Annotated in this window: 26 protein-coding genes and 1 pseudogene; 15 read left to right on the forward strand and 12 right to left on the reverse strand. The window is 42.2% G+C overall.

Going from position 1 to position 26280, the window contains the following annotated elements; all coding sequences use genetic code 11:
• The first annotated feature begins 15 nt into the window (after positions 1-15).
• Genes B0X70_RS13770 through B0X70_RS13785 form a run of 4 tightly spaced genes read left to right on the forward strand, consistent with a single transcriptional unit; the run spans position 16 to position 3322 of the window.
• Complete coding sequence (locus B0X70_RS13770) at positions 16-1182, forward strand: efflux RND transporter periplasmic adaptor subunit (protein ID WP_246593294.1); 1167 nt, start codon at positions 16-18, stop codon at positions 1180-1182.
• Positions 1166-1831, forward strand: a complete 666-nt coding sequence (locus B0X70_RS13775; protein ID WP_217469589.1) for an ABC transporter ATP-binding protein — start codon at positions 1166-1168, stop codon at positions 1829-1831. Before B0X70_RS13770 ends, B0X70_RS13775 begins: the two co-directional genes overlap by 17 nt.
• Before the next feature lie 2 nt (positions 1832-1833).
• Positions 1834-3057, forward strand: a complete 1224-nt coding sequence (locus B0X70_RS13780) for an ABC transporter permease (protein ID WP_217469590.1) — start codon at positions 1834-1836, stop codon at positions 3055-3057.
• A gap of 34 nt (positions 3058-3091) precedes the next feature.
• A complete protein-coding gene (locus B0X70_RS13785) occupies positions 3092-3322 on the forward strand; it encodes a phosphopantetheine-binding protein (RefSeq protein WP_036779738.1) in 231 nt (76 codons plus the stop codon).
• A gap of 11 nt (positions 3323-3333) precedes the next feature.
• Here the strand turns inward: B0X70_RS13785 and B0X70_RS13790 are convergent, their stop codons facing one another.
• The 8 genes from B0X70_RS13790 to dapA form a co-directional block, all read right to left on the reverse strand.
• The gene (locus B0X70_RS13790) at positions 3334-4509 is read right to left on the reverse strand and encodes an alpha/beta hydrolase (RefSeq protein WP_217469591.1); all 1176 of its coding nucleotides are present in this window, start codon (positions 4507-4509) and stop codon (positions 3334-3336) included.
• 521 nt (positions 4510-5030) lie between these two features.
• Positions 5031-6677 (reverse strand): ATP-binding cassette domain-containing protein, encoded by a 1647-nt coding sequence (locus tag B0X70_RS13795; RefSeq protein ID WP_110087024.1) that lies wholly within the window; start codon positions 6675-6677, stop codon positions 5031-5033.
• Entirely contained in the window at positions 6674-8389 is a 1716-nt protein-coding gene (locus B0X70_RS13800) for an ABC transporter ATP-binding protein (RefSeq protein WP_246593295.1), read from the reverse strand. Before B0X70_RS13800 ends, B0X70_RS13795 begins: the two co-directional genes overlap by 4 nt.
• A gap of 587 nt (positions 8390-8976) precedes the next feature.
• Positions 8977-9690 (reverse strand): phosphoribosylaminoimidazolesuccinocarboxamide synthase, encoded by a 714-nt coding sequence (purC, locus tag B0X70_RS13805; RefSeq protein WP_036779728.1) that lies wholly within the window; start codon positions 9688-9690, stop codon positions 8977-8979.
• Between the two features lie 435 nt (positions 9691-10125).
• Entirely contained in the window at positions 10126-11292 is a 1167-nt protein-coding gene (locus tag B0X70_RS13810) for a VopS family T3SS effector adenosine monophosphate-protein transferase (RefSeq protein ID WP_217469593.1), read from the reverse strand.
• Positions 11279-11722: a type III secretion system chaperone gene (locus tag B0X70_RS13815; protein ID WP_336246291.1), complete on the reverse strand. Its 444-nt coding sequence runs from the start codon at positions 11720-11722 to the stop codon at positions 11279-11281. The genes B0X70_RS13810 and B0X70_RS13815 overlap by 14 nt, the downstream gene beginning before the upstream one ends.
• Positions 11723-11995: 273 nt before the next feature.
• The gene (gene bamC, locus B0X70_RS13820; protein WP_217469595.1) at positions 11996-13045 is read right to left on the reverse strand and encodes an outer membrane protein assembly factor BamC; all 1050 of its coding nucleotides are present in this window, start codon (positions 13043-13045) and stop codon (positions 11996-11998) included.
• Between the two features lie 16 nt (positions 13046-13061).
• Positions 13062-13961: a 4-hydroxy-tetrahydrodipicolinate synthase gene (gene dapA, locus B0X70_RS13825; RefSeq protein ID WP_036779722.1), complete on the reverse strand. Its 900-nt coding sequence runs from the start codon at positions 13959-13961 to the stop codon at positions 13062-13064.
• A gap of 271 nt (positions 13962-14232) precedes the next feature.
• Between dapA and B0X70_RS13830 the strand changes: the two genes are divergently transcribed.
• Together B0X70_RS13830 and bcp are read left to right on the forward strand one after the other, a co-directional pair.
• A complete protein-coding gene (locus B0X70_RS13830; protein ID WP_036779720.1) occupies positions 14233-14778 on the forward strand; it encodes a glycine cleavage system transcriptional repressor in 546 nt (181 codons plus the stop codon).
• Positions 14779-14804: 26 nt separating this feature from the next.
• Positions 14805-15275 (forward strand): thioredoxin-dependent thiol peroxidase, encoded by a 471-nt coding sequence (gene bcp, locus B0X70_RS13835; RefSeq protein WP_036779718.1) that lies wholly within the window; start codon positions 14805-14807, stop codon positions 15273-15275.
• 125 nt (positions 15276-15400) lie between these two features.
• On the opposite strand, the gene B0X70_RS13840 is transcribed toward bcp, so the two are convergent.
• Complete coding sequence (locus tag B0X70_RS13840) at positions 15401-16480, reverse strand: AI-2E family transporter (RefSeq protein ID WP_036779716.1); 1080 nt, start codon at positions 16478-16480, stop codon at positions 15401-15403.
• A 136-nt stretch (positions 16481-16616) separates the two neighbouring features.
• Here B0X70_RS13840 and bepA point away from each other — a divergent pair, with 136 nt between their 5' ends.
• On the forward strand, positions 16617-18080 hold the full coding sequence (bepA, locus tag B0X70_RS13845) for a beta-barrel assembly-enhancing protease (protein ID WP_040153505.1): 1464 nt from the start codon (positions 16617-16619) through the stop codon (positions 18078-18080).
• 9 nt (positions 18081-18089) lie between these two features.
• Positions 18090-18446 carry an arsenate reductase (glutaredoxin) gene (arsC, locus tag B0X70_RS13850; RefSeq protein ID WP_040153506.1) on the forward strand — a complete coding sequence of 119 codons (357 nt, stop codon included), beginning with the start codon at positions 18090-18092 and terminating at the stop codon, positions 18444-18446.
• A gap of 41 nt (positions 18447-18487) precedes the next feature.
• Here arsC and hda read toward each other — a convergent pair whose 3' ends face one another.
• Both hda and B0X70_RS13860 read right to left on the reverse strand, forming a co-directional pair.
• Positions 18488-19195 carry a DnaA inactivator Hda gene (gene hda / locus B0X70_RS13855; protein ID WP_011146972.1) on the reverse strand — a complete coding sequence of 236 codons (708 nt, stop codon included), beginning with the start codon at positions 19193-19195 and terminating at the stop codon, positions 18488-18490.
• 308 nt (positions 19196-19503) lie between these two features.
• Positions 19504-20107 (reverse strand): annotated as a pseudogene (locus B0X70_RS13860) (hypothetical protein).
• Positions 20108-20400: 293 nt separating this feature from the next.
• On the opposite strand from B0X70_RS13860, the gene B0X70_RS13865 reads away from it, so the two are divergent.
• The 7 genes from B0X70_RS13865 to B0X70_RS13895 all read left to right on the forward strand — a co-directional run bounded on the left by B0X70_RS13865 (position 20401) and on the right by B0X70_RS13895 (position 24838).
• Entirely contained in the window at positions 20401-20706 is a 306-nt protein-coding gene (locus tag B0X70_RS13865; RefSeq protein ID WP_036805159.1) for a PTS sugar transporter subunit IIB, read from the forward strand.
• A gap of 29 nt (positions 20707-20735) precedes the next feature.
• The gene (locus tag B0X70_RS13870; RefSeq protein WP_040153508.1) at positions 20736-22064 is read left to right on the forward strand and encodes a PTS sugar transporter subunit IIC; all 1329 of its coding nucleotides are present in this window, start codon (positions 20736-20738) and stop codon (positions 22062-22064) included.
• An 18-nt stretch (positions 22065-22082) separates the two neighbouring features.
• A complete protein-coding gene (locus B0X70_RS13875) occupies positions 22083-22424 on the forward strand; it encodes a PTS lactose/cellobiose transporter subunit IIA (protein WP_217469596.1) in 342 nt (113 codons plus the stop codon).
• A complete protein-coding gene (locus B0X70_RS13880; protein WP_217469597.1) occupies positions 22421-23728 on the forward strand; it encodes a 6-phospho-beta-glucosidase in 1308 nt (435 codons plus the stop codon). The genes B0X70_RS13875 and B0X70_RS13880 overlap by 4 nt, the downstream gene beginning before the upstream one ends.
• A gap of 243 nt (positions 23729-23971) precedes the next feature.
• Positions 23972-24415, forward strand: coding sequence for a hypothetical protein (locus B0X70_RS13885; RefSeq protein ID WP_036805148.1), 444 nt, complete (start codon positions 23972-23974; stop codon positions 24413-24415).
• Positions 24399-24569 carry a hypothetical protein gene (locus tag B0X70_RS13890; RefSeq protein WP_157297551.1) on the forward strand — a complete coding sequence of 57 codons (171 nt, stop codon included), beginning with the start codon at positions 24399-24401 and terminating at the stop codon, positions 24567-24569. The genes B0X70_RS13885 and B0X70_RS13890 overlap by 17 nt, the downstream gene beginning before the upstream one ends.
• A 77-nt stretch (positions 24570-24646) precedes the next feature.
• Positions 24647-24838 carry a hypothetical protein gene (locus B0X70_RS13895; RefSeq protein ID WP_052739579.1) on the forward strand — a complete coding sequence of 64 codons (192 nt, stop codon included), beginning with the start codon at positions 24647-24649 and terminating at the stop codon, positions 24836-24838.
• A gap of 135 nt (positions 24839-24973) precedes the next feature.
• Here the strand turns inward: B0X70_RS13895 and uraA are convergent, their stop codons facing one another.
• Positions 24974-26266 (reverse strand): uracil permease, encoded by a 1293-nt coding sequence (gene uraA, locus B0X70_RS13900; protein ID WP_046393819.1) that lies wholly within the window; start codon positions 26264-26266, stop codon positions 24974-24976.
• Positions 26267-26280: the final 14 nt, after the last annotated feature.

The following is a 26280-nucleotide window of genomic DNA, read 5'->3' on the forward strand; positions in this document are numbered from 1 at the left end:
CAAGTATTAAAATGGATGCTGATTGTGCTGGTTAAAAAAAAGAAATGGGTTGTTATCACCATCGTCATGATCGTTTTTCTTGCCGTGCTTTATAACAACTTTCGCCAAAAAGAGACATCTGCGGTTATGGCAGAACAAATTGTCACCGGAACATTAGGTGACGTTATTACTACGGTAAGTGCCGCCGGCGTTATACAACCAACCAGACAAGTCAATGTTGGCAGCCAAATCTCAGGCCAGCTAACCAAGTTATATGTTGAGGTCGGGGATATCGTTGAAGCAGGTAAACTGGTCGCCAGCATTGATGATACTTTTTATCGCACTAAAGTTGAGGCCAGCCGAGCGCGGCTAGAAAAATTGCGGGCCATGTTGCAGGAGGAACAATACGCCTATCAACTACTGGTCATCACGGAAAAACGCCAAAGAGAGCTTAATCTGCGCTCCGCAACCAGTCAGCAACTACTGGATGAAGCGGCTTTTGGCGTCAAAAAAAGCCAGGCAAGAATTGAAAGCCTCAAGGCAGATATCAGGCAGAATCAACATATCTTACACAGCGAAGAAGTCAGCCTCAGTTATACCCAAATCTATTCACCCATTGCCGGTGTAGTGACTGCAATCCATGTCGATCCGGGGCAAACGCTGAATGTCAATCAACAGACACCGGTTCTCATGCAAATTGCCGACCTCAAAAATATGACGGTTTATGCAAAAGTTTCCGAAGCAGATATTAACCAAATTGTGACAGGGCAAAAAGCCGCCTTTAAGATCTATGGGGCAAATCAGCATATATGGCACGGCAATGTTAAGAAGATTATGTATAAACCTGATCTCATTAATAATGCCGTCTATTATACGGTACTATTTGATGTCCCTAATGATAATCTCCTGCTCAAACCCAGTATGAGTGCGGATGTCACTATTGTGACCCACGAAAGCACCGGAGTAGTGACTATATCCAGCGACATACTGAATAATAAACGGCATCAACCTTTGAATGATGATCTAACTACCTATTTTTTACGTGAAATGAAAGATGGAAACATCGTAGTAAGAAAATTGCTGATCGGCCATAATGATGGAAGACGTTCAGTCGTTGTCAGTGGATTGCAGAATAATGAGCAAATCGTTGTACTTGCTAAACAAGATAATCTCGGGGGTAGTAACAATGATAACGCTAAATAATATCTGCAAAACCTACGGCAATGAGAGTAAACGGCATCTTGTCCTGAAAGATATTTGCTTAACCATAAACCAGAATGATTATGTTGCTATTCTTGGTCGTTCTGGCTCAGGGAAAAGTACTTTATTGAATATAATAGGGCTTTTGGACATCTCCAGTGCGGGAGAATATCTTATTAACGATCTCGCGGTGACTCAGCAAAAGATTCACTCATTGGCGCTTCTACGGCGAAAATATTTTGGCTTTGTCTTTCAGAATTATAATTTGCTGGAAAATTACCGTATTGATGAAAATATCTTGATGCCCATGTATTACTTAAAAAGAAACTTCGATTATGACAGAGAACATTTCCATTACTTAATTGATCGCCTCCAACTTAACAATCTATTAGATAAATACCCACGCCATTTGTCAGGGGGAGAACAGCAACGGGTTGCTGTAGCTCGCGCTTTGATTAACAACCCAAAGTTTATTATTGCCGATGAACCTACCGGCGCGTTAGATACCACTAATGCGACCAATCTCATGCAGTTTTTTACTGAATTACATCATAATGGGTGCGGTATCATCCTGGTAACACATGATCAAGCTGTCGCCGAATATGCCAAACGCAAGCTGTATCTGGATAATGGTTGTTTGGTGACTCAATGAACATGAGTAAAATAACCTTAAAATTCAATGCTTATTTAACCGTTATCCTGTTCAACCTCAAAATGGCGGTACGCTCTCTTACCGCTCATAAAACACGAGTCTTCTTGACTCTATTATGCATTGCCATCGGGGTAGCTTCGATTGTGATCATGCAAGCAATTGGTATAGAAACCAAGCATCATATTGTTAAGATGGTTTCTTCAATGGGAAGTAATATCATTTCAGTAAAATACAAGGGACAAAAAAACGGCGCTTTCGATTCCCATAATAATTATCTGACGCAAGAGGATATAACGTCACTTGCAAATAATCCACATATCAGCCACAGCACCCTGTTTTACACTGCGCCAGGAACGATAGTTTCTCCACAAGGCTCTGCTGATGTTCAATTGATTAGCGCCAATGCAGATATCGCGATTATCCGTAATTTGGTAATTGAGCGTGGGCGTTTTTACACACCACAAGACGATGCGGCTCTGGCAAATGTCGTTGTTTTGGGAGCATCTCTGGCCGAACGACTTTTTCCACAAAAAGAAACCGCATTTGCGCAGAACATCAAGATCAATGACATCTCAATGCAAGTTATCGGTATCCTGACACAGAAAGGCGAAGGCATGGATGCGGGTGTCGATGATGCCGCATTTTTGCCACGCAACAGCTATCTGGTTAGGCTGTTCGGCCATACGCCTCCTAGCGGCATGGTGTTGAAAGCCAAAGATGCCTCTCATATTGAGCCGGTTAAATACGCTGTTGAACAACGGTTATCACGGTTTAAACATCAACAAAGCTATGAGATACGTAATACCACGGAATTGTTAAAAACGTTGCATGAAACTCAATCAAAAATTAATCTTTTCCTGCTGTCAATATCATCAGTAACCCTCTTTGTCGCGGGTGTCAGTGTCATGAATACCATTCTCATTAGTGTCAGAGAACGTAGAAGAGAGATTGGTATACGGCTTGCTGTAGGAGCAAGTTATTCCGATATTTTTTACCAATTTCTTACCGAAGCATTTTTGATTTCACTATTGGGAACACTATTAGGATTGTTATTCTCATTTATCGGTTTCAGAATTTTATTACTATTTGATATCGCGGTTGGTTTCTCTTTCTATTCCTTTTTACTCGCTTCCCTCGCAGCCTGCTTTATTACCGTAGTATTTGGTGTATATCCATCACATCGCGCAGCCGCATCAGCGCCAATCGAAGGTATCAGAGAATTGTAGCTTGTTTCGTTTCATAAAACTTTTTGGAGACACAATGAAAAATCAGCTTATCTATGAAATTTTACATCGAGAAATCAGAGCGCTTTACCCAGAAGTAGAGACAATACCGGAGGATGAAAATCTTTTCGATATCGGTTTCGATTCGGTAAAAATGCTGATGCTGGTTGATCGGCTAAATTATGCAGGGTACCCAGTCAACTTTGCAGATTTAGCTCGCTGGCCGACAATCAACGATTGGATCAAACTGCTCGCAAAAGATAAATAGCGCTGTCTATTTCATGACGAATGGTGGCTGATCCATGCAGCCAAATCTGCAATTACCTGCACCGGGATCTGACCTGGTTGCAGATAATCCTCGCCACCATCGCACCCCATTGTGGGCAATAAAATATGATTCAATCCAGTGTAGAGTTTGAACTCTGCCTGCCTATTATTTTGCAGTGCGTTTTTCCACATCGTGAAATCAACATTATGCAAAATCTGGAAATCCTGATCTCCCTGGGCAAAGAATAACGGCATTGCAGGCAAGCTGTTTAAGCAGTCAAATGCATGATAATTCTCAATCTGTTTGAGATAACTCTCCGGCACTGACAAAAAGCTCTCAAGAGATACTGCGTCTTTCTCTTTCCCACTGGGTAATTGGGATAAAATCACTCGGAGTAAATTACGGAAGGGCGCCGCCAACATCGCAATACCCGTAACATTTAAACCCGATTTTTGCTGTAAGTTCTTTGCAATTAATGGGCTGACATATCCGCCGAAACTGTGCCCAACCAGAAACACTGGCATATCGTGAAATTCAATATGTCCCATTAAACCGGTCAGAATATTACAAGCATCGTCAACAATTTCCGTATTGAGATCGACAACCTCAGGGTCCATATTTCTCTGCCGAATACGGTAATAACGTTTGTCAAAACGTACACTCGCAATTCCATATTGACTTAATTCATGTGCCAACATACGAAACAGTGGATTAGGCCCAACATCATAATCCATCGAATGCGGACCAGAACCCGCAAGCAATAAAACAAGTGCTTTGGCATCATTATGTGGTGATGGCAAACATACCAAACCATCCGGGATATCTCTAAGACCAAACGTCTTTAACGTTTTTTCGATAAAAATACCCTGTTTTGCATACGCATCAGGTATTGGGCATCGAGATAGAGTGAGAGAATCAATTTGCCGATCTTTAATCCCAATATAAAGATTAAACTTTCCATTGAGGGTATTTAGCCGCAGATGACAAGCACCTTGCTGCTGGTAAATAATATCGATATCTGAGTTACACAAACTGTCTGCCAATACAGTTAAAGCCAAATCATCAGCCGCCATACGTAATGATTCATTCATTAATTCCCTGGCTGCTTCCCATTGCTCATTAAGCAATGTAGTTATTAATATCTGTATTTCACCTTCCAATGTGGCAATTAAATTCTTAATAAGCATGTAATTACTCAACTTCTTGCGGCCACAACCGCGATGTATGTACTAAAGCTAAAATCCAGATAGTCCTCATAAACCAGTCAATAGCGCCTGAGTGTCCAAATCACGTTCACTTACGAGCTTTAACCTGTTCTCTTCGAGCCGCAAAAATCGCTTTTACGTCGCTATGTTCAACACCATTACCCTCTTTTACAGATTGGCGTGCGATATCAACCTTTTCCTGAAGGAAAGCACGATTATGATGCTCAAGGCGAAAAGTGGATAATCAGCAATTTTTACCATAACAACCTCTCTTTTCATATTTACAATATAACAGAGTGAACTATTAACTCAACCCTATTGCAAATGCCCACATATTCACCGCAATAGCAGCCACGAAGTAATCATGCGGATCTGATTCAAGTTTCATACTATAAATAGTTTACTTACTCATAATCCCCCCTCACCAGATATGGAAAAAATATATACCATTTTATATTGACATCCACTCCTACCGACTTAGCCAGGAGTGGATATCCAATGGATTATGCTAATTCTCTCCGTTGTTGAACGGTGACAATATGATCCGCTTTAGCGAGAAGATCGGCATTATGTGAAACAACAATCCACAAACCAGGCCAGTGCTCAGGTAAAACAGTCCATAAACGACGAGCCGTATCCGTATCTAATGACGAATCGCAGTTATCAACAATATAAACATCAGCGGGACGACATAACATCCGGGCCAATGCCAAACGCTGACGCTGGCCGCCAGATAATTGACCGGCACTGCCAGAATTAATGACGGTATCGAGTCCTTCCGGCAATTCGTATGAGCCGGGCGTCAAACCTACCGCCTCCAGCGCCCGCACCATGACATCATCATCGATATCCTTATCACCCAACGCGAGGTTTTGCCTTACGGTTCCACCAAAAAAACCCGCTTTCTGTCTGGCATATCCGATACGTGGATTCCGCCACCAGTTTTCATTGCCCAGAACCTCTCGGTTATTCCAAAGTACACTGCCGGAACTGGATTTTTCCAGACCAATCAGGTAACGCAAAAAGGTGGTTTTACCCGAACCAATATCACCGACAATGCCAATAACCTGATTAGCCGTTGCCTCAAACGAAACAGGAGGCTGAGTTTTTGAGTAAGCTAGATGATTAACACTTAGCTTATGTAAGATTTCATCTTGCCCATATTCTTTGGTTTCTTTTTTACTATTTGCCAGAAACTGCCTGATTCGGCCATAACACACATCAGCATTTTTGTAATAGGCAACTGACCGACCAAAGAAAAGTATTTGTTCACTGATCCAGCCGATATAGGTCAAAAATAATGCCAGATTACCTACCGTAAAACTGCCATCGACAATTCGTTTACTCACTATCAATAAAACAGCCGACGTCCCAAGTATGACAATATTTTTGAACAGCCCAGAAAGAAGGTCAGTAAATACCTGATGTTTGGCTTGAATAGCCCGTCGATTGACAAATTTCTGCGATAACCGCTCAATCTGCCCTTCCATTTTGTTGCCAAGACGCAAGTCGCGTATCCCCGTTAAGACATCAGTAATCTTGCCGGCAATGTCCCCTTGCGATTGACGTTTACTCTTCTGTAAATTCCCTACCTTGCGTTTAAGTATCGCCCCGACCCAAAGGCCCACAATCATAGGCATAAGAGCAAGTGTGGTTATTATGTCAGTGTTGATAAGCACAACTAATGCGATAATTAAAAGTAATGCGCGGTAAATAAAATCAGAGGTCCAACTCAGAAATTCCGCAATCTCATCACTATCATCACGAATACGGTTCAGTATATCGCCTTGAGAAAAAGCCTGTCTCTGATCGTGAGAACAATGGCTCACTCCCCACAAAACCCGCTCTTTCAGGTAAGCACTGACCTTGAAAATCAACGTAAAATCAAAGGTTAATCCCAAGAATAGAAATAGTGATCGCAAGACCATAGTCGCAATCGCAGAGGCCAGCAACCACCAGACGACAGGGTTAGTTGGCTCATTCATCGCTCTATCGAGTAATTTGCTGATTTGATAACCAATCAACAGAGGAAAACCATGCATTAACGTCCACACAAACATGGTAATGAAATAGAGAGGAGCAAACTTTTTTATCAGCTCAGTCAAAGCCGGTAACATTTTAAGTTTAGTTGATACATTGGATATAGTCATACCATAAGCCCATGATTACTCGTTAACATTGCGACTTCTGTTTCAGGGATTCGTTGTTGAATCCGTCCATCATCGATAATGATAATTTCATCAACGACCGAAAGCGTGTGAAGGCGATGTGCAACCATCACTACGGTGCAATTGCGGCTTAACTTTTCAAGCAATTTCAGCCAACTCTCTTCCGTTCGGGGATCAAGCTGAGAAGTTCCTTCATCAATAATCACTAACGAGCAATGCTGTAACATCACTCTGGCACCCGCTATCATTTGAATTTCTCCTGCTGATAGCATCAGACCATTAGTACCAACCTGTGTATCAAGGCCATCTGGCAGTGCCCTAACCCATTCAAGCGCATCTAATTCTTGAAGAACCTCCCAAATTTGATCGTCAGATATTTCATTACTGAAAAGCGTTAAATTTTCCCGCAACGTTGCGGAGAACAGATGAGAACGTTGACTAAGAACAGCAATCTTTTTCGCAAACTCTTCCGGCTGAATGGTTGAGACATCGACATTGCCAATGGTCACTCTTCCTGAATCGGGTCGCGCAAATCCACACATCAAATTAAGAATGGTACTTTTTCCCGCTCCCGTTCTACCAATAATGCCAATTTTGCTCCCCGGAGCGACGTAAAAATTAACGCCATGCAAAACCTGCGTTTCTTCTCCGTTATAACTGAAATCAACATTATCGAAATGGATAGAGAGAGGACCATCAGGCAATAAATTATCCGATGATTTATCTGGGGTACCTTCATTTAACATTTTTGCCGAAAGTGACAAAGCAGCAAATAATTTCTGTATCAGCTCTATTTCTGATGACATATCCTCCACCGGTTCCCGAAGTTTATCAACGTAGAGATAAACCATCGTTAATGTACCGATGCTTAAGCTGCCCACACCAAGTAATTGAAGCCCAAAACCAAAACCTATACCGAAACAGAGTGCAAAAAAGATCTGGGTAATTGGCCAAAAAACCCTGCCGCCAATATAGGCACTGCGTTCAAACTTGAGCAACATTGACAGCATCTTACGAAATGCAATGGCAGGCCAATGCGCCTGCGACAATGGCTGTAAATCATCCATTGCATGTAATGAATCACCAACAAAACCAAAGATTTTAGCTTTTTCATTTCTCGCAATTAGCCAACGACGGACAGAAAGTCTGGTTAACTGAATCAATACATACGCCACCAGTATGACGACGATTGCTATGGCAATACCTGCCTGAGGCATGACGCTGAATATAATGATCAATGTCCCTAATGTCAGCGCTAAATTAGCAATGGCTTTGAAGCCTGCTTTAGAAATCGTTTTTCCTATAATATCAGCATTACCTTCGATATTTTCCAGCAACTCCCCCTGCGATCGTCGTTCTATTTCCAATACAGGTAAAACTGTCATCACATGATGAAAGAGCTTATATCTAATAGTATCAGCAATACCCCAACCTGCCTTGGTGCTCATGTAACTGGTTACCAGACTACCGATAACACCAATCGACGCAATAAAAACATAAATGATTGCCAACATGATAAGTTGATCAACAGTCGTCCCTGATGTCGCCTTATCAACGTAATTCCGAATAATATAAGGACCGCTTAGATCGCACGATAATGTAACGGCTAAGGCCAAAAACGCACATAAAACTGTCCCCTTAAATGGTATGGCACTCTGTAGCAATATCCGCCATACAGTTAAATTCTTTGACATCACGCTTTTCATCTTTAGGTTATGGCACCTCATCAAAATTAGCGATGTTATTTGCAACATCAGTGTATGCAGCCAACATCAAGGTTATTAATAACAGATCGATCACAACAGCAAGATCTGGTTCACATTTAGCAAAATGTAATTATCGCAAAATACCCGCATTTATCACGATCTGATTGAAATGTTTATAAACGCTATCACAAGAAAATAGCCGAAAAATAAAATTGATACTTTATCCGACAATATCAATACCTTTGTTAGGTTATTTAATGCACTAATTGAAAAATATATCGCCAATATGAATAATAAGTAACTTATTCCAAACGAAGAATCGTAGATGGGATAAATAATACCAATAATTACAATGAATTATAGTAATTTTAAAATATATAGCGATTATATAAATGAATTCCTATTCAATATTAACATGCCTTAAATTGTTCTAAGTTTAAGCAAATTATCTCTTGCAAAGGGCTAGTCTATTCTATAATTGGATTAATTCATATTAACTACTTAGTAGTCGGATGAGATTTGGCCATAAGAGGCCAATAAAAAGGGCCTTTCGGCCCAAGTAATCGTTTGCGCAATTAGTCTAAAATAACGCCGATACGGCGCGCTACTTCCTCATACGCTTCAATCAGGCCACCAAGGCTTTGGCGGAAGCGATCTTTATCCATTTTGTTCAAAGTCTCTTTGTCCCACAAACGGCTACCATCAGGAGAGAATTCATCCCCCAGAACTACCTGGCCTTTGAACAAACCAAATTCCAGTTTGAAGTCAACCAAAATCAAACCCGCATCATCAAACAATTTGCTCAATACTTCATTGGCCTTGTAGCTCAATTCCTTCATTTCAGCCAGATGTTCTTTGCTAACCCAACCAAAAGTTTCACAATAAGACTCATTCACCATTGGATCGTGCTTAGCATCATTTTTCAGAAACAAGTCGAACAGAGGTGGATTCAATACCAAACCTTCTTCAACACCAAGGCGTCTAACTAATGAGCCCGCAGCCCGATTGCGAATAACACATTCAACCGGCACCATATCCAGCTTTTTAACTAATACCTCAGTGTCCGATAACAGCCGTTCCATTTGTGTCGGAATCCCTGCTTCTGCCAATTTGCTCATAATGAAATGGTTAAATTTATTGTTCACCATCCCTTTACGATCAAACTGTTCAATACGTTCGCCATCCAATGCTGATGTATCATTACGGAACTCCAGCACGAGCAAATCAGGATCATCCGTGGTATACACCGTTTTCGCCTTTCCACGATACAACTCAGCTTTTTTTTGCATCTTATATCTCCAGAGATATTACTACTGTATAAATACCATAGATAAATAATAAAACAGATTGTCGATAAAATCCTGTCCAAAGGGCTGATTTTTTCTATAGTTATCTGGTTAGTCCAAAAAACAGCCAAGCGTCATGCTAAAAAACTTCCTCTCTTCCCTAATCAGTTTCAAGGCAAGCTGGTAACCTTCGAAAAACTTAGCCAAAAGTCCATTCGGTAAGTAAAGCTAATAAAAAAATTAATCGATTCTGTATTTCTAAATTACTAAGCAGTACAAAACCAAAATATCGTCAATACCTTAGCAGTATGGTAAGCAGCGGTAATAAGCGATATTAACTTAAATTTCCTGAGTTTTAGGAAGAAATTACATGAAAGGGACATTCTTAACACAGCGCTAGGCCAATAAGCTGGCCTGCATACATATGCAGGCTTTTTTTCAGTGAATCCCATGCAAAGCATTTTCTGCTTTGACCGAAAGGGGGGTAAATTGATCCGCTCTCAGTTCTGTCAGCGCATAGAGGAGGCGTCCCATCCTGCCATTACCATCAGTGAAACCGTGAAAACCGACGACAGCAGCAAAAAGCTGTTTCCCAATCTGGGGATCTGCTTTATCCAATGTCTCCAAATGATGTGCCAGCATTGCTGCACCACCTATACTAGAAGGAAGACTCCCGCCGCTGATTGCTGGGCCACGATAATCACGCTCTATGTTTGGAACCAATCTATGATGAAGTTCCTTGAGGACTTGGCTATCAGTCAGATCTTTGTCGTTATGGGTATACTCCTTGAGTAGCGCTGTGAAGTTACTCCACTCATTCCCCCCCGAAGTCGATGCCTTAAGTATCCAAGCCGCAGCCCGATCAACATTATCAGTTAATTTACCTGGGTTATAAAACTCTTCAGAAAGTGTTTCTGCATAAATGCCTTGGCTAAGATCTTGGCCTCTTATTGCTTCTTGATGATGTTGGGCCGCCAGCAAGTTCTTCTCTTCCATCATCAAAACTGGCTCAAGACTGGCAACAGCATTAGCAGCCGAAGGTTGCTTACGCAATTGTTCAAGGCTGACAAAAGACTGTTGGGGGGCAACCAATTTGTTGGTCAATTGGGCTGTTGCCTGATGTCCCATCAAATCCTGTAATTTTTTACCCGTCTCTGTATTTTGTAGCGATTCTGACATAGTACGCTGTAGTAAAAGCGTATGTTCAGCCAACATGGCTTCTGTCATTTTATGTGTATCTACCGTCCTTAATTTTTCTAGTACTTGTTCTGATGTCTGCAAATTACCATCCTTAAACAACATACGAGCATGGCTGACCGAATCTGTACTCTGTAAACGCTGTTGCTGTGCCCCCTCTGTAGAAAAGAGGGTTTTAGTCACCTCTTTGGCTACTGAAGCACTACTGCCATGTAAGAAAAATTTACTTACCCCTTCAAAAAAGCGGGCAAAGTGATTGCCTTTTGGGTGCGTACGCAGAACCTGTTGCAGATCTGCATTAATATGGTATTCACGGCCAGCAATTTGCAGTTTACCTTCGCTACGAACCTGTTCTTGTATTTGTGGCGAGGCATGTTGTAATACAGCAAGATTCTTAAATTCGATCATAAATCATTCTCCTGTCATAAGACGACGGCAAGGTACTTTTCTGTGATAGTGACGATGGAAATTTATTTGCCCAAGTAATAAATTCAGACAATTCATGCTCCAACTTATTGGCCGTTAGATGTAGTAAGGGCAATATTTTATACGCAACAACCCCAAGCTCCTGATGCCAACCAATACCAGGTAGCCGGTTATTTAATGGATTAAGTGCTGTATTGAGCAAATAACGAAGAGTATCAGCATCTGCTGAATCTGGAAGTACCATATCTATTTGGCAAATAATGACTAAATGTTCTTCCTGGCGACGCAAAATAACAGGCAGAGAGTTATCGACAAGTAAGAAGCAATTCCCCTCTTCATCAAAGGAGAGTCTATTCATGCCTAATTTAGTTGCCAGTTCGGTCATTAATATATTAGTGAAATGATCATTCATAGTAGAGAAAGGAAAATCAATTATTTTGATGACAGGATTTTAAGCTTTCAGAAATATGATGACTGTCAGATATAGTCTATCTTTTGTATATTAGCAATCGGTATTAGGCAGTTACAGATAAATTCACAATTGATTATCGAGGATTCGAGGAAAAATTGCGTTGGGAGCCTTCTTAATCTCGCGCCAAACTCGTTTTTTATATAAAAACAAAACGCTAGCTAGACAGCCAGCGCTTTGTCAATAATCCGAGGGCTTTTCACCCCTTTATTAAACCTATAATCCCGTTGTCTGGCTAAAAGCGGCTTTCAACGCTGCAACTAATTCATCATTTTGTGATTGGGTCAACGGTTTACCTTTATCACTAATAAACTGTAAACTGCTCCGGTTATTCAAATCACCAACCTGTAATTTGTAATCACCTTCACTAATGGATGGTTCACTAACACCCATTGATTTCCAGCTAGATGAACTGAGGCTTTTATAAGTCACAGTGATAGCCCCTGTTGAACGGCTGCGGCTACCCACTTTCATGCCTATTTTTTCCAGTGCTGCCGGTAATCTATCCCAAACAATATTATATGGCGCACGAACAATTATCTGAGGTAATCCAGATGTGTCACCGCCACTCTGTACATCCAATGGACCTAGATTACGCGCCACGGCATCATCGCTAACGCGTTCGCGCTGCTGGTTTACACCTTCAATTAATTCATTGAGCATCAGTGAGTTATAACGCTGGATTTCAATAGGATCAGTGACCTGTTGATCACCTTGTCTCAGCCCTTCATTAGTCACGGATAACTCAATTTGATAGCTCTGGCGTACAACACTAATACGATGGCGAGTCTGATATGAAACATTTTCATCTGCACGCGGCCAATCGATCCAATCAGTTGTCAATGTCTGGCTAGCATCATCGCGTTGGCTAACTTGATAACCTTTTTTCAACAAAACATTGTTAATCTGTGACCACAAATGGCTATTCTCAGGCGTGTCTTCAAGTAGCAACTTACTGCTCTTGGCACTGTTTTCAGTACGGGAACCACTCAACAGGGCTAATGTTTGAGATGGCGGGCGAATATCAAGTGCTTTCCCAACCTGCCCTTTAGAGGCTATTGCTGGAATATCATATTCACCATTCTGCAATGGCAATGCCATACCCGCAGGAACTTTCAACGCCTTCAGGGGAGGTGTTTCAAGATATGTGTCATCATCATTGACTTGGCGTTTATAGCTCTGGTCATTAGAACAGGCGGCCAGTAACACGACAAGTGACATACCAGCAACCTTTATCACCTTCGATTTTTGCAACAATATTGCCATTAAAATTCCCTAAATTTTACAGTAATCCGGCCGTTTTCAAGGCTTTTTCAACTGAGACTTTTCCTGCATCTGTCAATGGCGTCATCGGCAAACGCACGGTGTCATCAGCAATCAAACCCAATTTGTAACATCCCCATTTAACTGGAATCGGATTAGGTTCAACAAATAGCTGACGATGTAAATCCATCAGGCGATTATTCACCTTACGCGCCTCTGCAAACTGGCCGTTTAATGCCAATTCACAAAACTTAGCAACATCAGGCGCTGCAATGTTTGCAGTAACAGAAATAACCCCCTTACCACCAAGCTGGATAAAATCCAACCCACTTGCATCATCACCACTCAATAAGATGAAACTATCATCATTAACCAATTCTTGGATTTGACTGACACGATTTAAGTTCCCTGTAGCTTCTTTAATTGCGACAATATTTTTAATTTTCGCCAAACGCGCTACAGTTGACGGCAGCAGATCACACCCGGTACGAGAAGGCACATTATACAGAATTTGTGGTAAATCCGTATTTTCAGCAATCGTTTTAAAATGCTGATATAAACCTTCTTGCGACGGCTTATTATAATAAGGCGTTACCGTTAGGCAACCAACAACACCACTGTTTTCAAAACGTTTCGTTAGGGATATTGCCTCAGCAGTCGCATTTGCACCTGTTCCGGCAATAACCGGAATACGCCCATCCGCCAATTCTACGGTTGTCAAAACAACACCACCGTGCTCATCATGACTCAATGTGGCTGATTCTCCGGTTGTCCCGACCGAGACTATCGCTGATGTCCCACTAGCAACATGGTAATCGATTAACTTTTTCAAACTGACCTTATCAACCTGACCATTTGCATCCATTGGTGTTACCAGCGCAACAATGCTACCTGTAAATTCAAATCTCCCGCTAGACATTACATTACCCCCTATACAAACAAGAACTCAATGGTACTTTTTAGTCATCCAGAAGGAAACTATTTAACACGGAATTTCAATGAATTTTGTTAATACCAGATAACCCCCATTAAAAAGAAGTGATAATCAAAGTAATTTGTTGAAATTCAATGTCAGTGAATGGGAACACAATATGGGAACACAATAGAACAACTTTGGTGCAATTGGCCTTGGCAGTATAGCCTTTTTATGTTTACCTTAACGAAACCATAGCAGAGAAGGAAAAGTGACTTTGCCACAATCACAACAACATTTTCTCGTTATAACCGCTTTAGGCGCTGACCGTCCTGGCATCGTCAACACCATTACTCGTCTTGTGAGTGAGTGTGGTTGTAACATTGAAGACAGCCGCTTAGCCATGTTTGGTGAGGAATTCACCTTCATTATGCTGCTTTCCGGTAGCTGGAACGCTATCACAATGATTGAATCTTCACTGCCACAGAAAGGAGCCGAGCTCGATCTTCTTATCGTCATGAAACGCACAAAGTGCGATGCCCATACAACATTTCCTTCCACGGTTTCCGTTAAGGTCGATGTTGATGATTCACCCGGTATTGTCGAGCAGTTTACCAATCTATTTACCACACAAGATTTTAATATTGCTGAACTGGTATCAAAAACACATCCACCGGAAAGCAATATCCCTGCTCGGTTGCAGATCCAGATTACTGCCCATAGTCTATTAGAGGATGACGGCATAATTATTAAGCAGGCGTTTAATAAGCTATGTACAGATCTAAATGCACAAGGCAGTATTAGTATTCTTGAACCACTTTAGTTGAAAGATTAAACGGAGAATACGGGATGAACCCACTGAAAGCCGGTGATAAGGCCCCTCAGTTCAGCCTTCCTGACCAAGATGGAGAAACAATCAATTTATCTGATTTCGAAGGTCAGCGTGTTTTAGTCTATTTTTACCCTAAAGCAATGACTCCTGGTTGTACTGTACAAGCTTGTGGTCTGCGCGATGAAATGGATACATTAAAGGCGTCCGGTGTTGAAGTGCTAGGCATCAGCACAGACACCCCAAGTAAATTGTCACGCTTTGTGGAGAAAGAAATGCTGAACTTCACATTGTTGTCCGATGAGGATCATCAAGTTGCTGAACAGTTTGGTGTCTGGGGCGAGAAACAATTTATGGGAAAAACCTATGACGGTATGCACCGTATCAGTTTCCTGATCGATACCAACGGCAATATTGAGCACGTTTTTGATAAATTTAAGACCAGTGATCACCACCAAGTCGTGGTGGATTATCTGAAACAGCATCCTTAAATAGAAAATGCTTCAAAATTTAATCACGCTCATTTAACAGCTCAAGATGCCAAAGGCAAGTACGGGAGGGATATCCCCATCCCGTGCTTCTTCTAATACGGGTACCAGTATCATTAAAAATAGATTTACTCTTTTATTTCATCGTCTTCTGTTATAACTATCTCTTCCGGCCATGCATGGATCACCGCCTTAATCAGCGTCGCCAGCGGAATAGCAAAAAATACGCCCCAGAATCCCCACAAACCACCAAAAGTAATCACAGAAAGAATGATTACCAAAGGGTGCAAGTTCACCGCTTCGGAGAATAAAATCGGCACCAGCAAATTACCATCCAGCCCCTGAACGACCAAATAAGCAATAATCAAGGTCCAGAAATCTGTCCCGACTCCCCATTGAAATAGCGCAACCAATACAACAGGAATCGTGACAATAAGCGCCCCCACATAGGGAATTAACACTGATAGCCCAACCAAAACAGAAAGCAGCAATGAATAATCCAATCCAAGAAAGGCAAACACCGCGTAGGTACAAATACCGACGATCGCCATCTCGGTGACTTTACCCCGAATATAGTTAGTAATTTGTTGATTCACCTCGCGCCATACCTGCCCGGCCAAAATGCGGTTACGCGGCAGGACCCGTTGCAATGCTTGCAGCATCTGGGTTTTATCTTTTAACAAGAAAAAGGCCATCAACGGCACAAGAATCAGATAGATAGCCAGCGTTAATAAACCAATCAATGAAGCCACCGAAAACTTCACCACAGATTCCCCGGCAGTTGAAATCTTACTACGCAGATTTTCAGCCATCACATCAATGATGCCAGCATCAACCAAAACCGGATAACGGGCCGGTAATGTTTGGGCATATTCATTAAACCGATTAAGCATATTGGGTATATCTGACAACAGATTAATCCCCTGCTGCCATGCGGTTGGCGCGACAATAAAGATAACCAACAAACTAATACCGGAAAAAATAATCAGCACAATACAAACAGCCACTGTGCGCGAACATCCCAATCTTTCAAGTTTAGCAGTCGGCCATTCCAGCAAGTAGGCAAGAACAATCGCTACCAGCAAAGGCGCCAAAATGCCATGTAAGAAATAAATAATGCAAAACCCTGCTAAAAGGATGACAAATAACGCAATAACTTGCGGATCAGTAAACCGACGGCGATACCACTGTATAATCATATCCAGCATTGACCAGGCTCCTTGATAGCAATATTCATATTTCTATTTTTCTTAAAAATTGTACTAATTGATTAATTTTAAGGTACCCTTATTTATCATACACGCATTATCTAAGACGATGGCCAAATGAGAGCACTTTTGTTTTATGAAAATAATGTCTAATCAATCTCTGACAGCAATATTAATCAATACATTATTGCTCACAAGTCCCCCTGTTCTCAGCGCCTCTATTGAAGATTCATTGCCAGATATCGGCACCACGGCAGGTTCAGTCCTGAGCATCAATCAGGAACTAGCAATGGGAGATTTTTACGTTCGCCAGATGCGTGACAACGCTCCGCTGATTTATGACCCATTGTTAACACAATATATTAATGCCATTGGACAGAGGTTAGTGGCTCATGCTGACTCGGTTAAAACGCCTTTCCATTTCTATCTGATTGATAACCCGAATATCAACGCTTACGCTTTCTTTGGCGGAAATGTGGTACTCCATGCCGCACTTTTTCGTTATAGCCGTAATGAAAGCGAGCTTGCCTCCGTAATGGCTCACGAAATTTCTCACGTCACTCAACGCCACCTGGCACGAATGATGGAAGATCAGCAACGTACAGCACCATTAGCCTGGGCAGGCACGTTGGGTTCTATCCTTTTGCTAATGGCTAACCCACAAGCAGGGATGGCAGCCCTCAGTGGTACTCTTGCCGGTGTACAACAAGGCATGATCAGTTTTACTCAATCCAATGAACAAGAAGCTGATCGCATTGGCATGCAGACACTACGTAAAGCTGGCTTTGATCCTCAAGGTATGCCAGCTTTTATGCAAATCATGGTAGATCAAACCCGTTACAGTTCTAAACCACCGGAAATGTTACTCACTCACCCGTTACCTGACAGCCGTCTTGCTGATGCGCGTAACCGTGCTAATCAATATCCGGCCCAGAACATTCCACAATCTCAAGATTTTCTGTTCGCCAGAGTCCGGGTTATGGGCATGTACAGCACAGAGCAACGCGGCTATCTTGAGCAAATTTTAGAAAATTACCGTAGAGGCACAGCTAAAGAGCAACTTGCCGCCGCTTATGGCCGGGCAATCTTGCTTTCTCAAGATAAAAAATACACTGAGGCACGGGCTATTTTGGAACCACTATTAGCAAAACAGCCGGATAATGTCTGGTTTATTGACACAATGACTGATATCGACATTGAACAGAACCGAATTGCTCAAGCTATCACCCGGTTACAGAACGCCTTGCAAAAACAAAAGGACAATTTGGTATTACAAATTAATCTTGCTAATGCGCTTATTCACGCAAAACAATATCAACAAGCTTTAAAGCTGCTCCACCGCTATACATTCAATAACCCAGATGATCCAAACGGTTGGCGCCTGATGGCCGAAGCCGCCGCCAAACAAGGCAAACGCCATGAAGAACTATCAGCGTATGCTGAAGAAATGGCACTTCGCGGTCAATTTGACAATGCCATCAAGTATCTCAGTAGTGCCAGCGCACTCGTAAAATTAGGCAGTTACGATCAAGCACGTTATGATGCTCGTATCGATCAATTACGCCAGCTACAACAGCGTTATAGTCAATACAAACGTTAAGGAATTCTCATGCAACAGGTGACGATTTATCATAATCCCCGCTGTTCCAAAAGCCGTGAAACTTTGGCTCTTATTGAAGAACGGGGAATTAAACCACAGATTATTCTCTATCTGGAGGCTCCTCTCACTGTAGAGCAATTATCCGTTCTGCTAGAACAGCTTGGTTTCCATGATGCACGCCAATTGATGAGAACGAAAGAAGATCTATACAAGGAGTTAAATCTGGCTGATGAAAAACTCACTCAGCATGATTTACTGGAAGCGATGATTGCCAATCCTAAACTGATTGAACGCCCAATCGTCGTTTGCGGTGATAAAGCTAGACTTGGGCGCCCACCGGAAAAAGTAAAAGAACTTCTTGATTGATAAGAATAGATATGATGATGGTGACACCACCATCATCATCTTCAAAGATGCAAAATATCTTTCACAAATGGAATCGTCAGCTTACGCTGGGCCACTATCGAAGCGTGATCTAACTGATTTAATGCCATAAACAGAGTCCGCATTTCTCTGTCCAATCTTTTCAGTAAAAAGCGACCTACATCTTCTGGCAATTCAAAGCCGCGTAACTTCGCTCGCAATTGCAAAGCTTGTAATTTCTCATCATCGGAAAGCGGTTGTAATTTATAAATTTGCCCCCAATCCAGACGAGAAGCCAAATCAGGTAACTTAAGATTAATCTGGCGAGGTGGACGATCGCCGCTAATAAGCAAACAAGTGCGGCCAATCTCCAGAATGCGATTATAAAGATTAAAAATCGCCATTTCCCACTCTTCATCACCAGCGATACTCTCAATATTATCGATACAAACCAGTGATAAGTGTTCCATGCCATCAAGCACCTCAGGGATAAAATAGGCACGTTTATCCAGCGGAACATAACCCACAGCTTCATCTTTCAGGGACAACTCAGCACAGGCGGCATGCAACAAATGACTTCGGCCCCCACTGTCACGGGACCAAAAATAAATATAGCTGCCATGCGGCTGATTAATGGCCAATTTGATTGCAGCTAACAGGGTGGCATTTTCCCCCGGAAAGAAACTGGCAAAAGTTTCATCATCGGGAAGATACAAAGGTAACGAAAGCTGCGATGGTGTGTTCAGAAGCACCTCAAACAGAGCTGGTAATAAACGCCAACAAGTTTATCACAGAAAATAGTTGTAAATGAACTGTATAGGTAAAGAATAAAAAAACTATTTTTAGGATTCAATAAGTTAAATCCATTCCAGTCCCAGAAGCGCATAATATCTCGTCATAGCACAGAACGGACCGCAAATTCCTATAAAATATTCCTCATGTAAAAGCAGGAAAAATCTAAGTTTTCAGTCCTATGTTATTTAAGAATTATGTTATTTAAGAGCTATATTATTTAAGAAAAAGCCATCAGATAGTGAGTTTTATTCATTCTTAGCAAAGATCAATGTAATAGCTCCTTACTGATAACAAAAGGCGATGATAGTGATAATCCTTATCATGACCCCAGCAATAATTAGCCCAAGTTCCATAGAAGTCGTCCCATGAGGTAATCAGGTTCAGTGGACGCTCCTCTTTGGCGCCATCAGAAACATACACATGATACCCACTAATGCTGATAGCCCAAGCAATCATACGCTCCCAAAACCTACGTCCATCTAGCGTTTGCTCACTGTCAGACACAACAATGGAGTATCTTTCAAGGAAAAATTTAAAAAACTCTTGTGGTAAACCTCGCACAGCCCCGTCATGTTGAGGAAGGACCGTACGCCACACAAGTATCTGTGTGCATGTTTTTTTGATGGAACAATCTGTTCCATAAATTCGAGCTTTACCGCGTAAACCGTCCCCGGCATATCTGCATCAGTCACCAATCTATATTGATTGCCAGAAACAGATGTCAGTAAGCGGTAACCATGTGGAGTAACAAATCCAGGCAAAGAAAAGTCTTTCACTCCGCGTTCAATGAAAGCCTGAGTGTTTTCTGCATTTTTCTCTGTCATGTTAAGTTTGATATCGAAATCTACTTCAGGAATTAACTTTAGCATTGCTTCATCACCAGTTGCCAATATTTACTGTATCCAAACACTCACTCTTATTCCATAAGTGAAAAATCTCGCTGCAACGTCCTATATAATTTGACATTTTCACGCTATGTACACTACCTAGGTACAATACAAACGAAGATCACATTCTATCCCTATTCCTTAAACTATTCTTGATTAATATGCGAACAAAATCGCAACATATTTAACATAAATTGCTAGTCTTAATAAAAAGTGAAAGCTTTCATCAACCACTTATCTCATAAGAAACGGTATAACAAACTGGAGACTTAGCAATGAAAAAAATCCTATTGTGTTGTGCGGCCGGTATGTCCACCAGCATGTTGGTACAACGTATGCAAGCAGAAGTGATAAAACGGGCATTGGACATTGAGATCAAAGCTGCCCCCACGGCTGAATTAGAACACCAGATAGCCGACGCTGACGTTGTTTTACTCGGCCCACAGGTGAGATATCAATTAACCCATCTTTCCGCTATCGCCAAACCACTCGGTAAGCCAATCGACGTTATTGACATGATGGATTATGGCTCTCTTCGTGGTGATAAGGTTCTCGATAAAGCATTAAGCCTATTGGAATAAGCAATTTCACCACCACTCGGAGTCCTCCCATGAGTCTCTATACCTCTTTTACGCGCGTCTTAGAAAGCTATATTATCCCGATTGCCGGGCGAATCGGTAACCAACGGCATATCATTGCAATACGTGACGGCTTTATCTCAGCCATGCCATTTTTGATCATCGGCAGCATGATGTTAATTGTGGCAAACCCACCCTTCGATTTACAGACTGCATCCTCATTCGGCCAAGCTTGGTTGTCCTTTGCCAAAACTCACTGGGGCACCATCACTATGCCTTACTTTATGACTATGGGATTAATGAGTGTCTTTGTTTCGGTCGGCACCGCCTACAGTTTATCTAAATCCTACGGTCTGGACGGACTAACTTCTGCTTTACTGTCACTAATGGCATTTTTGCTAGCAGCAGCACCACAGATAGAAAACAAAATAGCTCTCGATTTCCTCGGTGGCACGGGTGTATTTACCGCATTAATTTGCGCTATCTGGTCAGTTGAACTAACACGTTTACTAAAAAAATATAACATCACCATCCGAATGCCAACACAAGTGCCGCCAGCAATTGCCCGTTCTTTTGAACTTCTGTACCCAGTCATAGGTATCTTGTTGACAGTTTATCCTGCCAGCTTGCTATTACAGAGTGAATTCAATCTACTTATTCCCGCAGCCATAATGCAGATGTTCCATCCACTCATTTCCATCGGTGATACTCTGCCCGCCATTATATTGGCGCTACTCATTGCTAACCTACTGTGGTTTGCCGGTATTCATGGCGCCAACATTGTCACTGGCTTGATGGCCCCTATTTTTATGGCAAATATTGCCGCCAATGCAACATTAATGGCTCAAGGTACGGCTACAACACAAATTTTTACTGACCCTTACTGGTCGTTTTATATCTGTATTGGCGGCTCTGGCTCTACGCTGGTTCTGGCGTTCCTTTATCTGCGCAGCCGTTCTATACATTTGCGTACTATCGGAAAACTGAGCGTGGTTCCGTCCATATTCAATATTAACGAACCACTGTTATTTGGCTCACCGATTGTGATGAATCCAACCTTATTCATTCCACTACTGGTTGTGCCATTGGTCAATGCAGTATTGTCCTACAGCACTCTGCATCTTGGCCTAGTGCATAAAATGGTCGCCCTTTCCCCCTGGACTACGCCGGCGCCATTCGGCGCAATGATTTCCGCTGCCTGGGATTATCGTGCGGCAGTGCTAGTGTTCATACTAATGATAATCGACCTCTTTATCTGGTATCCCTTCTTCAAAATTTATGAAAAACAGTTGGTCAACGAAGAAAATAAACAGCGAGAAAACACAGCATCCACCGGTGTAGAAACTCAATCCCAACCCTAATTTTCGGAGGATTTACACATGGATTTAGGACAAGCCATTGATTTAGAAAAAACTATTGTAGAGCTATTGGTTCATGCCGGAAGTGCGCGCAGTCACGCCCTAATGGCATTACAACATGCCAGAAACAGTGACTTTCAGACAGCACAAATACTGATGGCTGAATCCCAACAAGCAATTAAAGAAGCACACACGATTCAAACCACCCTCATCGGATTGGATGAAGGCTGCGGTAAATTACCTGTCAATCTCATCACTGTCCATGCGCAAGATCATTTAATGAACGCAATGGTTATTCAAGATCTTGCCAGCGATATGATTGAACTCTATCGCCGAATACCATCACAAGAGGAAAAGGTATGAAACGAATCAAAATAGCCGTTATTGGCGGCGGTAGCAGTTATACCCCTGAATTAGTCGAAGGGCTTATTCAACACCAAAAAAACATTCCACTATCTGAACTGGCATTAGTTGACATTGACAGTGGAAAACAGAAAGTAGAAATTATCGCCGCGCTTACTCGCCGTATGTTAGCTCGTCATGGCATGGAACACGTTATTGTCAGCGTCCATTTCACACCAGATAACGCCATTCGCGGGGCTAATTTTATTTTAACTCAATTACGTGTCGGCCAGCTTCCGGCTCGCGCTGCGGACGAACGTCTGGGGCTAAAATATGGCTTGATCGGTCAGGAAACTACCGGCGTAGGCGGCTTTGCCAAAGCATTACGCACCATCCCCATTTTGCTGGATATTGCCCATAAAGTTGAACAACTTGCACCGGACGCATGGATTATTAACTTCACCAATCCAGCCGGGATTGTCACCGAAGCAATTTCCCGCTATAGCAAAGCAAAAATTATCGGCCTATGTAATGTCCCAGTCACAATGCATCACATGATAGCTAATATGCTACAACGCCCTTATCAAGATGTGCAGTTACACTTTGCCGGGCTGAATCATATGGTCTGGGTACACCAAGTACTGGTTGCAGGTCAGGATAAAACTCAACAGGTACTTGATATGCTATGTAATGGTGCAGTATTAACCATGAATAATATTCAAGAAGCGCCCTGGCCTCCTCCACTACTTAAGGCACTAGGCGCAATCCCTTGCCCTTATCACCGCTACTTCTACCAAACTCGCAATATGTTACAGGAAGAGCACGAAGCCGCTGTCGCACAAGGCACCCGGGCAGAACAAGTGATGAAAGTAGAACAGGAACTATTTGAACTGTACGCTGATCCAGAACTTGATCATAAGCCAGAGCAACTCAGTTTCCGCGGTGGCGCATTCTATTCTGAGGTTGCACTGGATCTGATTTGCGCCATTCATAACAATCTCGATAGCCAATTGGTAGTCAATACCACAAACCACGGCGCTATTCGGGGTTTACCGGACGATGCCGTCATCGAAACCAATTGTATTATTAATGCAGAAGGCGCCCACCCGCTAACGTTCGGCCGCCTGCCTGACAGTATGTATCCTCTGACACAACAGATAAAAACTTACGAACGTTTGACGATCAAAGCAGCAGTTCATGGCGACCGCGACGCCGCACTGTTGGCGCTGATCACCAATCCACTGGTTGCCGACGTAGACATTGCTTCACCACTATTGGATGACGTATTAATGATAAACCGTGATTATCTTCCGCAATTTCAATGAATAAGCGGTACCTGATTAATTAATTTGAAATCAGAACAAGCATAAAATTAAAGCGATACCTGTTACTTCTGACTAACAGATATCGCTAACTGACTTTGTAACCTCTTTTTTTTGCGGCGCCGCACGCATTTATCTTTCACGTTAAGTTTGAACAAGAGATTCTGTATTATACTGCGCTGAAATCAATTGATTGAAGAATATTGAAAATAACAGTTTCAACACGTTGAAATTTTAGGAAAATCTATGCCATTTAAAATAGAGAATCTCGGATATGGCGAAGCACATATCTCAGATTTTGAGGTGTCTGGCGTGGAATATACCTTGATTATAATGGAGATTATTTCAAAGGGAGATTCTTCTGTCTTTTTACCTGAAAATTACAGCTTCGATTTAAACAATTTTTTCGAAGTCTCATTTGATGCAAAAAACAATTTAGATAACAACACTCTATTTGAGAGGTGTCCTACAAATAACCATAATCAGATGATAGGGATTATGTACGCAGTTGAAAGGCTGATTAATGAGCACTATAATGCGGTCAGCCCTAGTGGATACATTTTACTAGCCGCAGATGAGCGACTAAACAGGGTCTATAAGCGGTATATATATCGATTTGTGACACAAAACGGCTTTACCATAATAGATAAGTTAGATCCAAACGGGAGGGGTTATGTCATACATACATAACGAACAAGCTGAAAAAGAAAAGCTTGAACTCGAAGAAGCGGTAGCTAAAAAAGCGGAACGTATGAGAGCTGCTTACAGCGCCCTAAAAAAATCCGAAAGAGAGGGTACTGTTCAGTATCTCAATGAAAAACCAAACTGGTACGTAGTCCGATAAACACTTGAAGGGAGCTTTTCGCTCCTTTTTTACTCCATAACTAAAACCTAACACCCTCGATAATGGCTTTCTTGTGTATGTTCAAAATAATACCCAAATTTGAAGCAGGCGATGCTGTAGACATTGAGAAGATTAGTAAACAAGGATCAATTATTCAAAAAACCGCCAAGAAACGATTGACTGAATCTAACTTACTAAATGGCTTATCTGCTTATACTGCTCATGCCGACGAAAGAGTGACTCCAAATAATCAGGAGCTTAATTACTGATGTTCGTGCCTAAACGTGGAGATATTTGCTTTCCTAATCTCCTCCACGGAATAAGATTAATTACTCAACCCATCCCCGCTCTTCCCTGATAAAATCATTCAAAGCGGGGGTAATGAATCGAATTTATTGCTCCAGTTAATGATTCCGATTAACAGATTCAACGGAAGATTCAATATATCGTTCTTCGGGACGGAAAATAGCGACCAGTCGGAAAATCAAACTCATCCCGATACCTACAATCGTTGCCAGCGCCATACCTTTAAGTTCAGCGACACCGATATTAATTTTCGCCCCACTGACGCCAATGATAAGAATGATAGAAGTTAGGATAAGATTTTGTGCTTTATTATAATCCACTTTGGAATCAATCAGCACCCGAATACCTGATGCGCCAATAACCCCATAAAGCAACAGCGATACACCGCCCATGACTGGAACCGGCACGGCCTGAATTGCCGCCGCCAATTTACCGACGCAGGAGAGCAAAATCGCCAGTATCGCAGCACCGCCAATAACCCAGGTACTGTAAACTTTGGTAATTGCCATGACACCAATATTCTCGCCATAAGTCGTATTCGGCGTTGAACCAAAGAAACCGGAAATCACAGTTGATAAACCATTTGCGAACATAGAACGATGCAAACCCGGCTCTTTTAACAAATCCTTTTTCACAATATTCGCCGTCACAACTAAGTGACCAACATGCTCCGCTATCACAACCAGCGCCGCAGGCAAGATCGTCATAATAGCGAACCATTCAAAACGTGGGGTATAAAAAGTTGGCAATGCAAACCACGGCGCTTCACGTATTGGCGTCAGGTCAACTACCCCCATCAGAAACGCCAACGCATAACCTACCAATACGCCAATAAGAATCGGGATAATGGCCAGAAACCCACGGAACATCACTGAACCAAGCACGGTTACCGCCAGCGTTACCAGAGAAATTGTCAATGTTGTTGGATCAATACTGGCGCCTTCCGCCGGACGCAAACCCGCCATATCAGCCGCAACACCAGCAAGTTCCAGACCAATAACAGCCACAATCGCCCCCATTGCCGCAGGCGGAAACAGCGCATTAATCCAACTTCTCCCTGCCACCTTGACAATCAGTGAAACCAGACAAAATAGCACACCGCACAGAATAAACCCGCCTAGAGCCAACTCATATCCCAGCGGCAACAACAATAAAACCGGCGAAATAAAAGCAAAACTCGATCCCAAATATGCCGGAACCTTTCCCTTACAAATCACCAAATACAACAATGTACCGATACCGTTAAACAGCAAAATTGTCGCTGGGTTGACTTTAAACAAAATCGGCACCAATACCGTCGCACCAAACATAGCAAAAAGATGTTGGAAGCTGAGTGGAATGGTCTGTAAAAAAGGAGGCCGCTCATCTATTCCAATCGTACGACGGGTCATCTTAATTTATCCTC

This window comes from Photorhabdus akhurstii (genome assembly GCF_019090985.1).
In the GTDB taxonomy this organism is placed as follows: domain Bacteria; phylum Pseudomonadota; class Gammaproteobacteria; order Enterobacterales; family Enterobacteriaceae; genus Photorhabdus; species Photorhabdus akhurstii.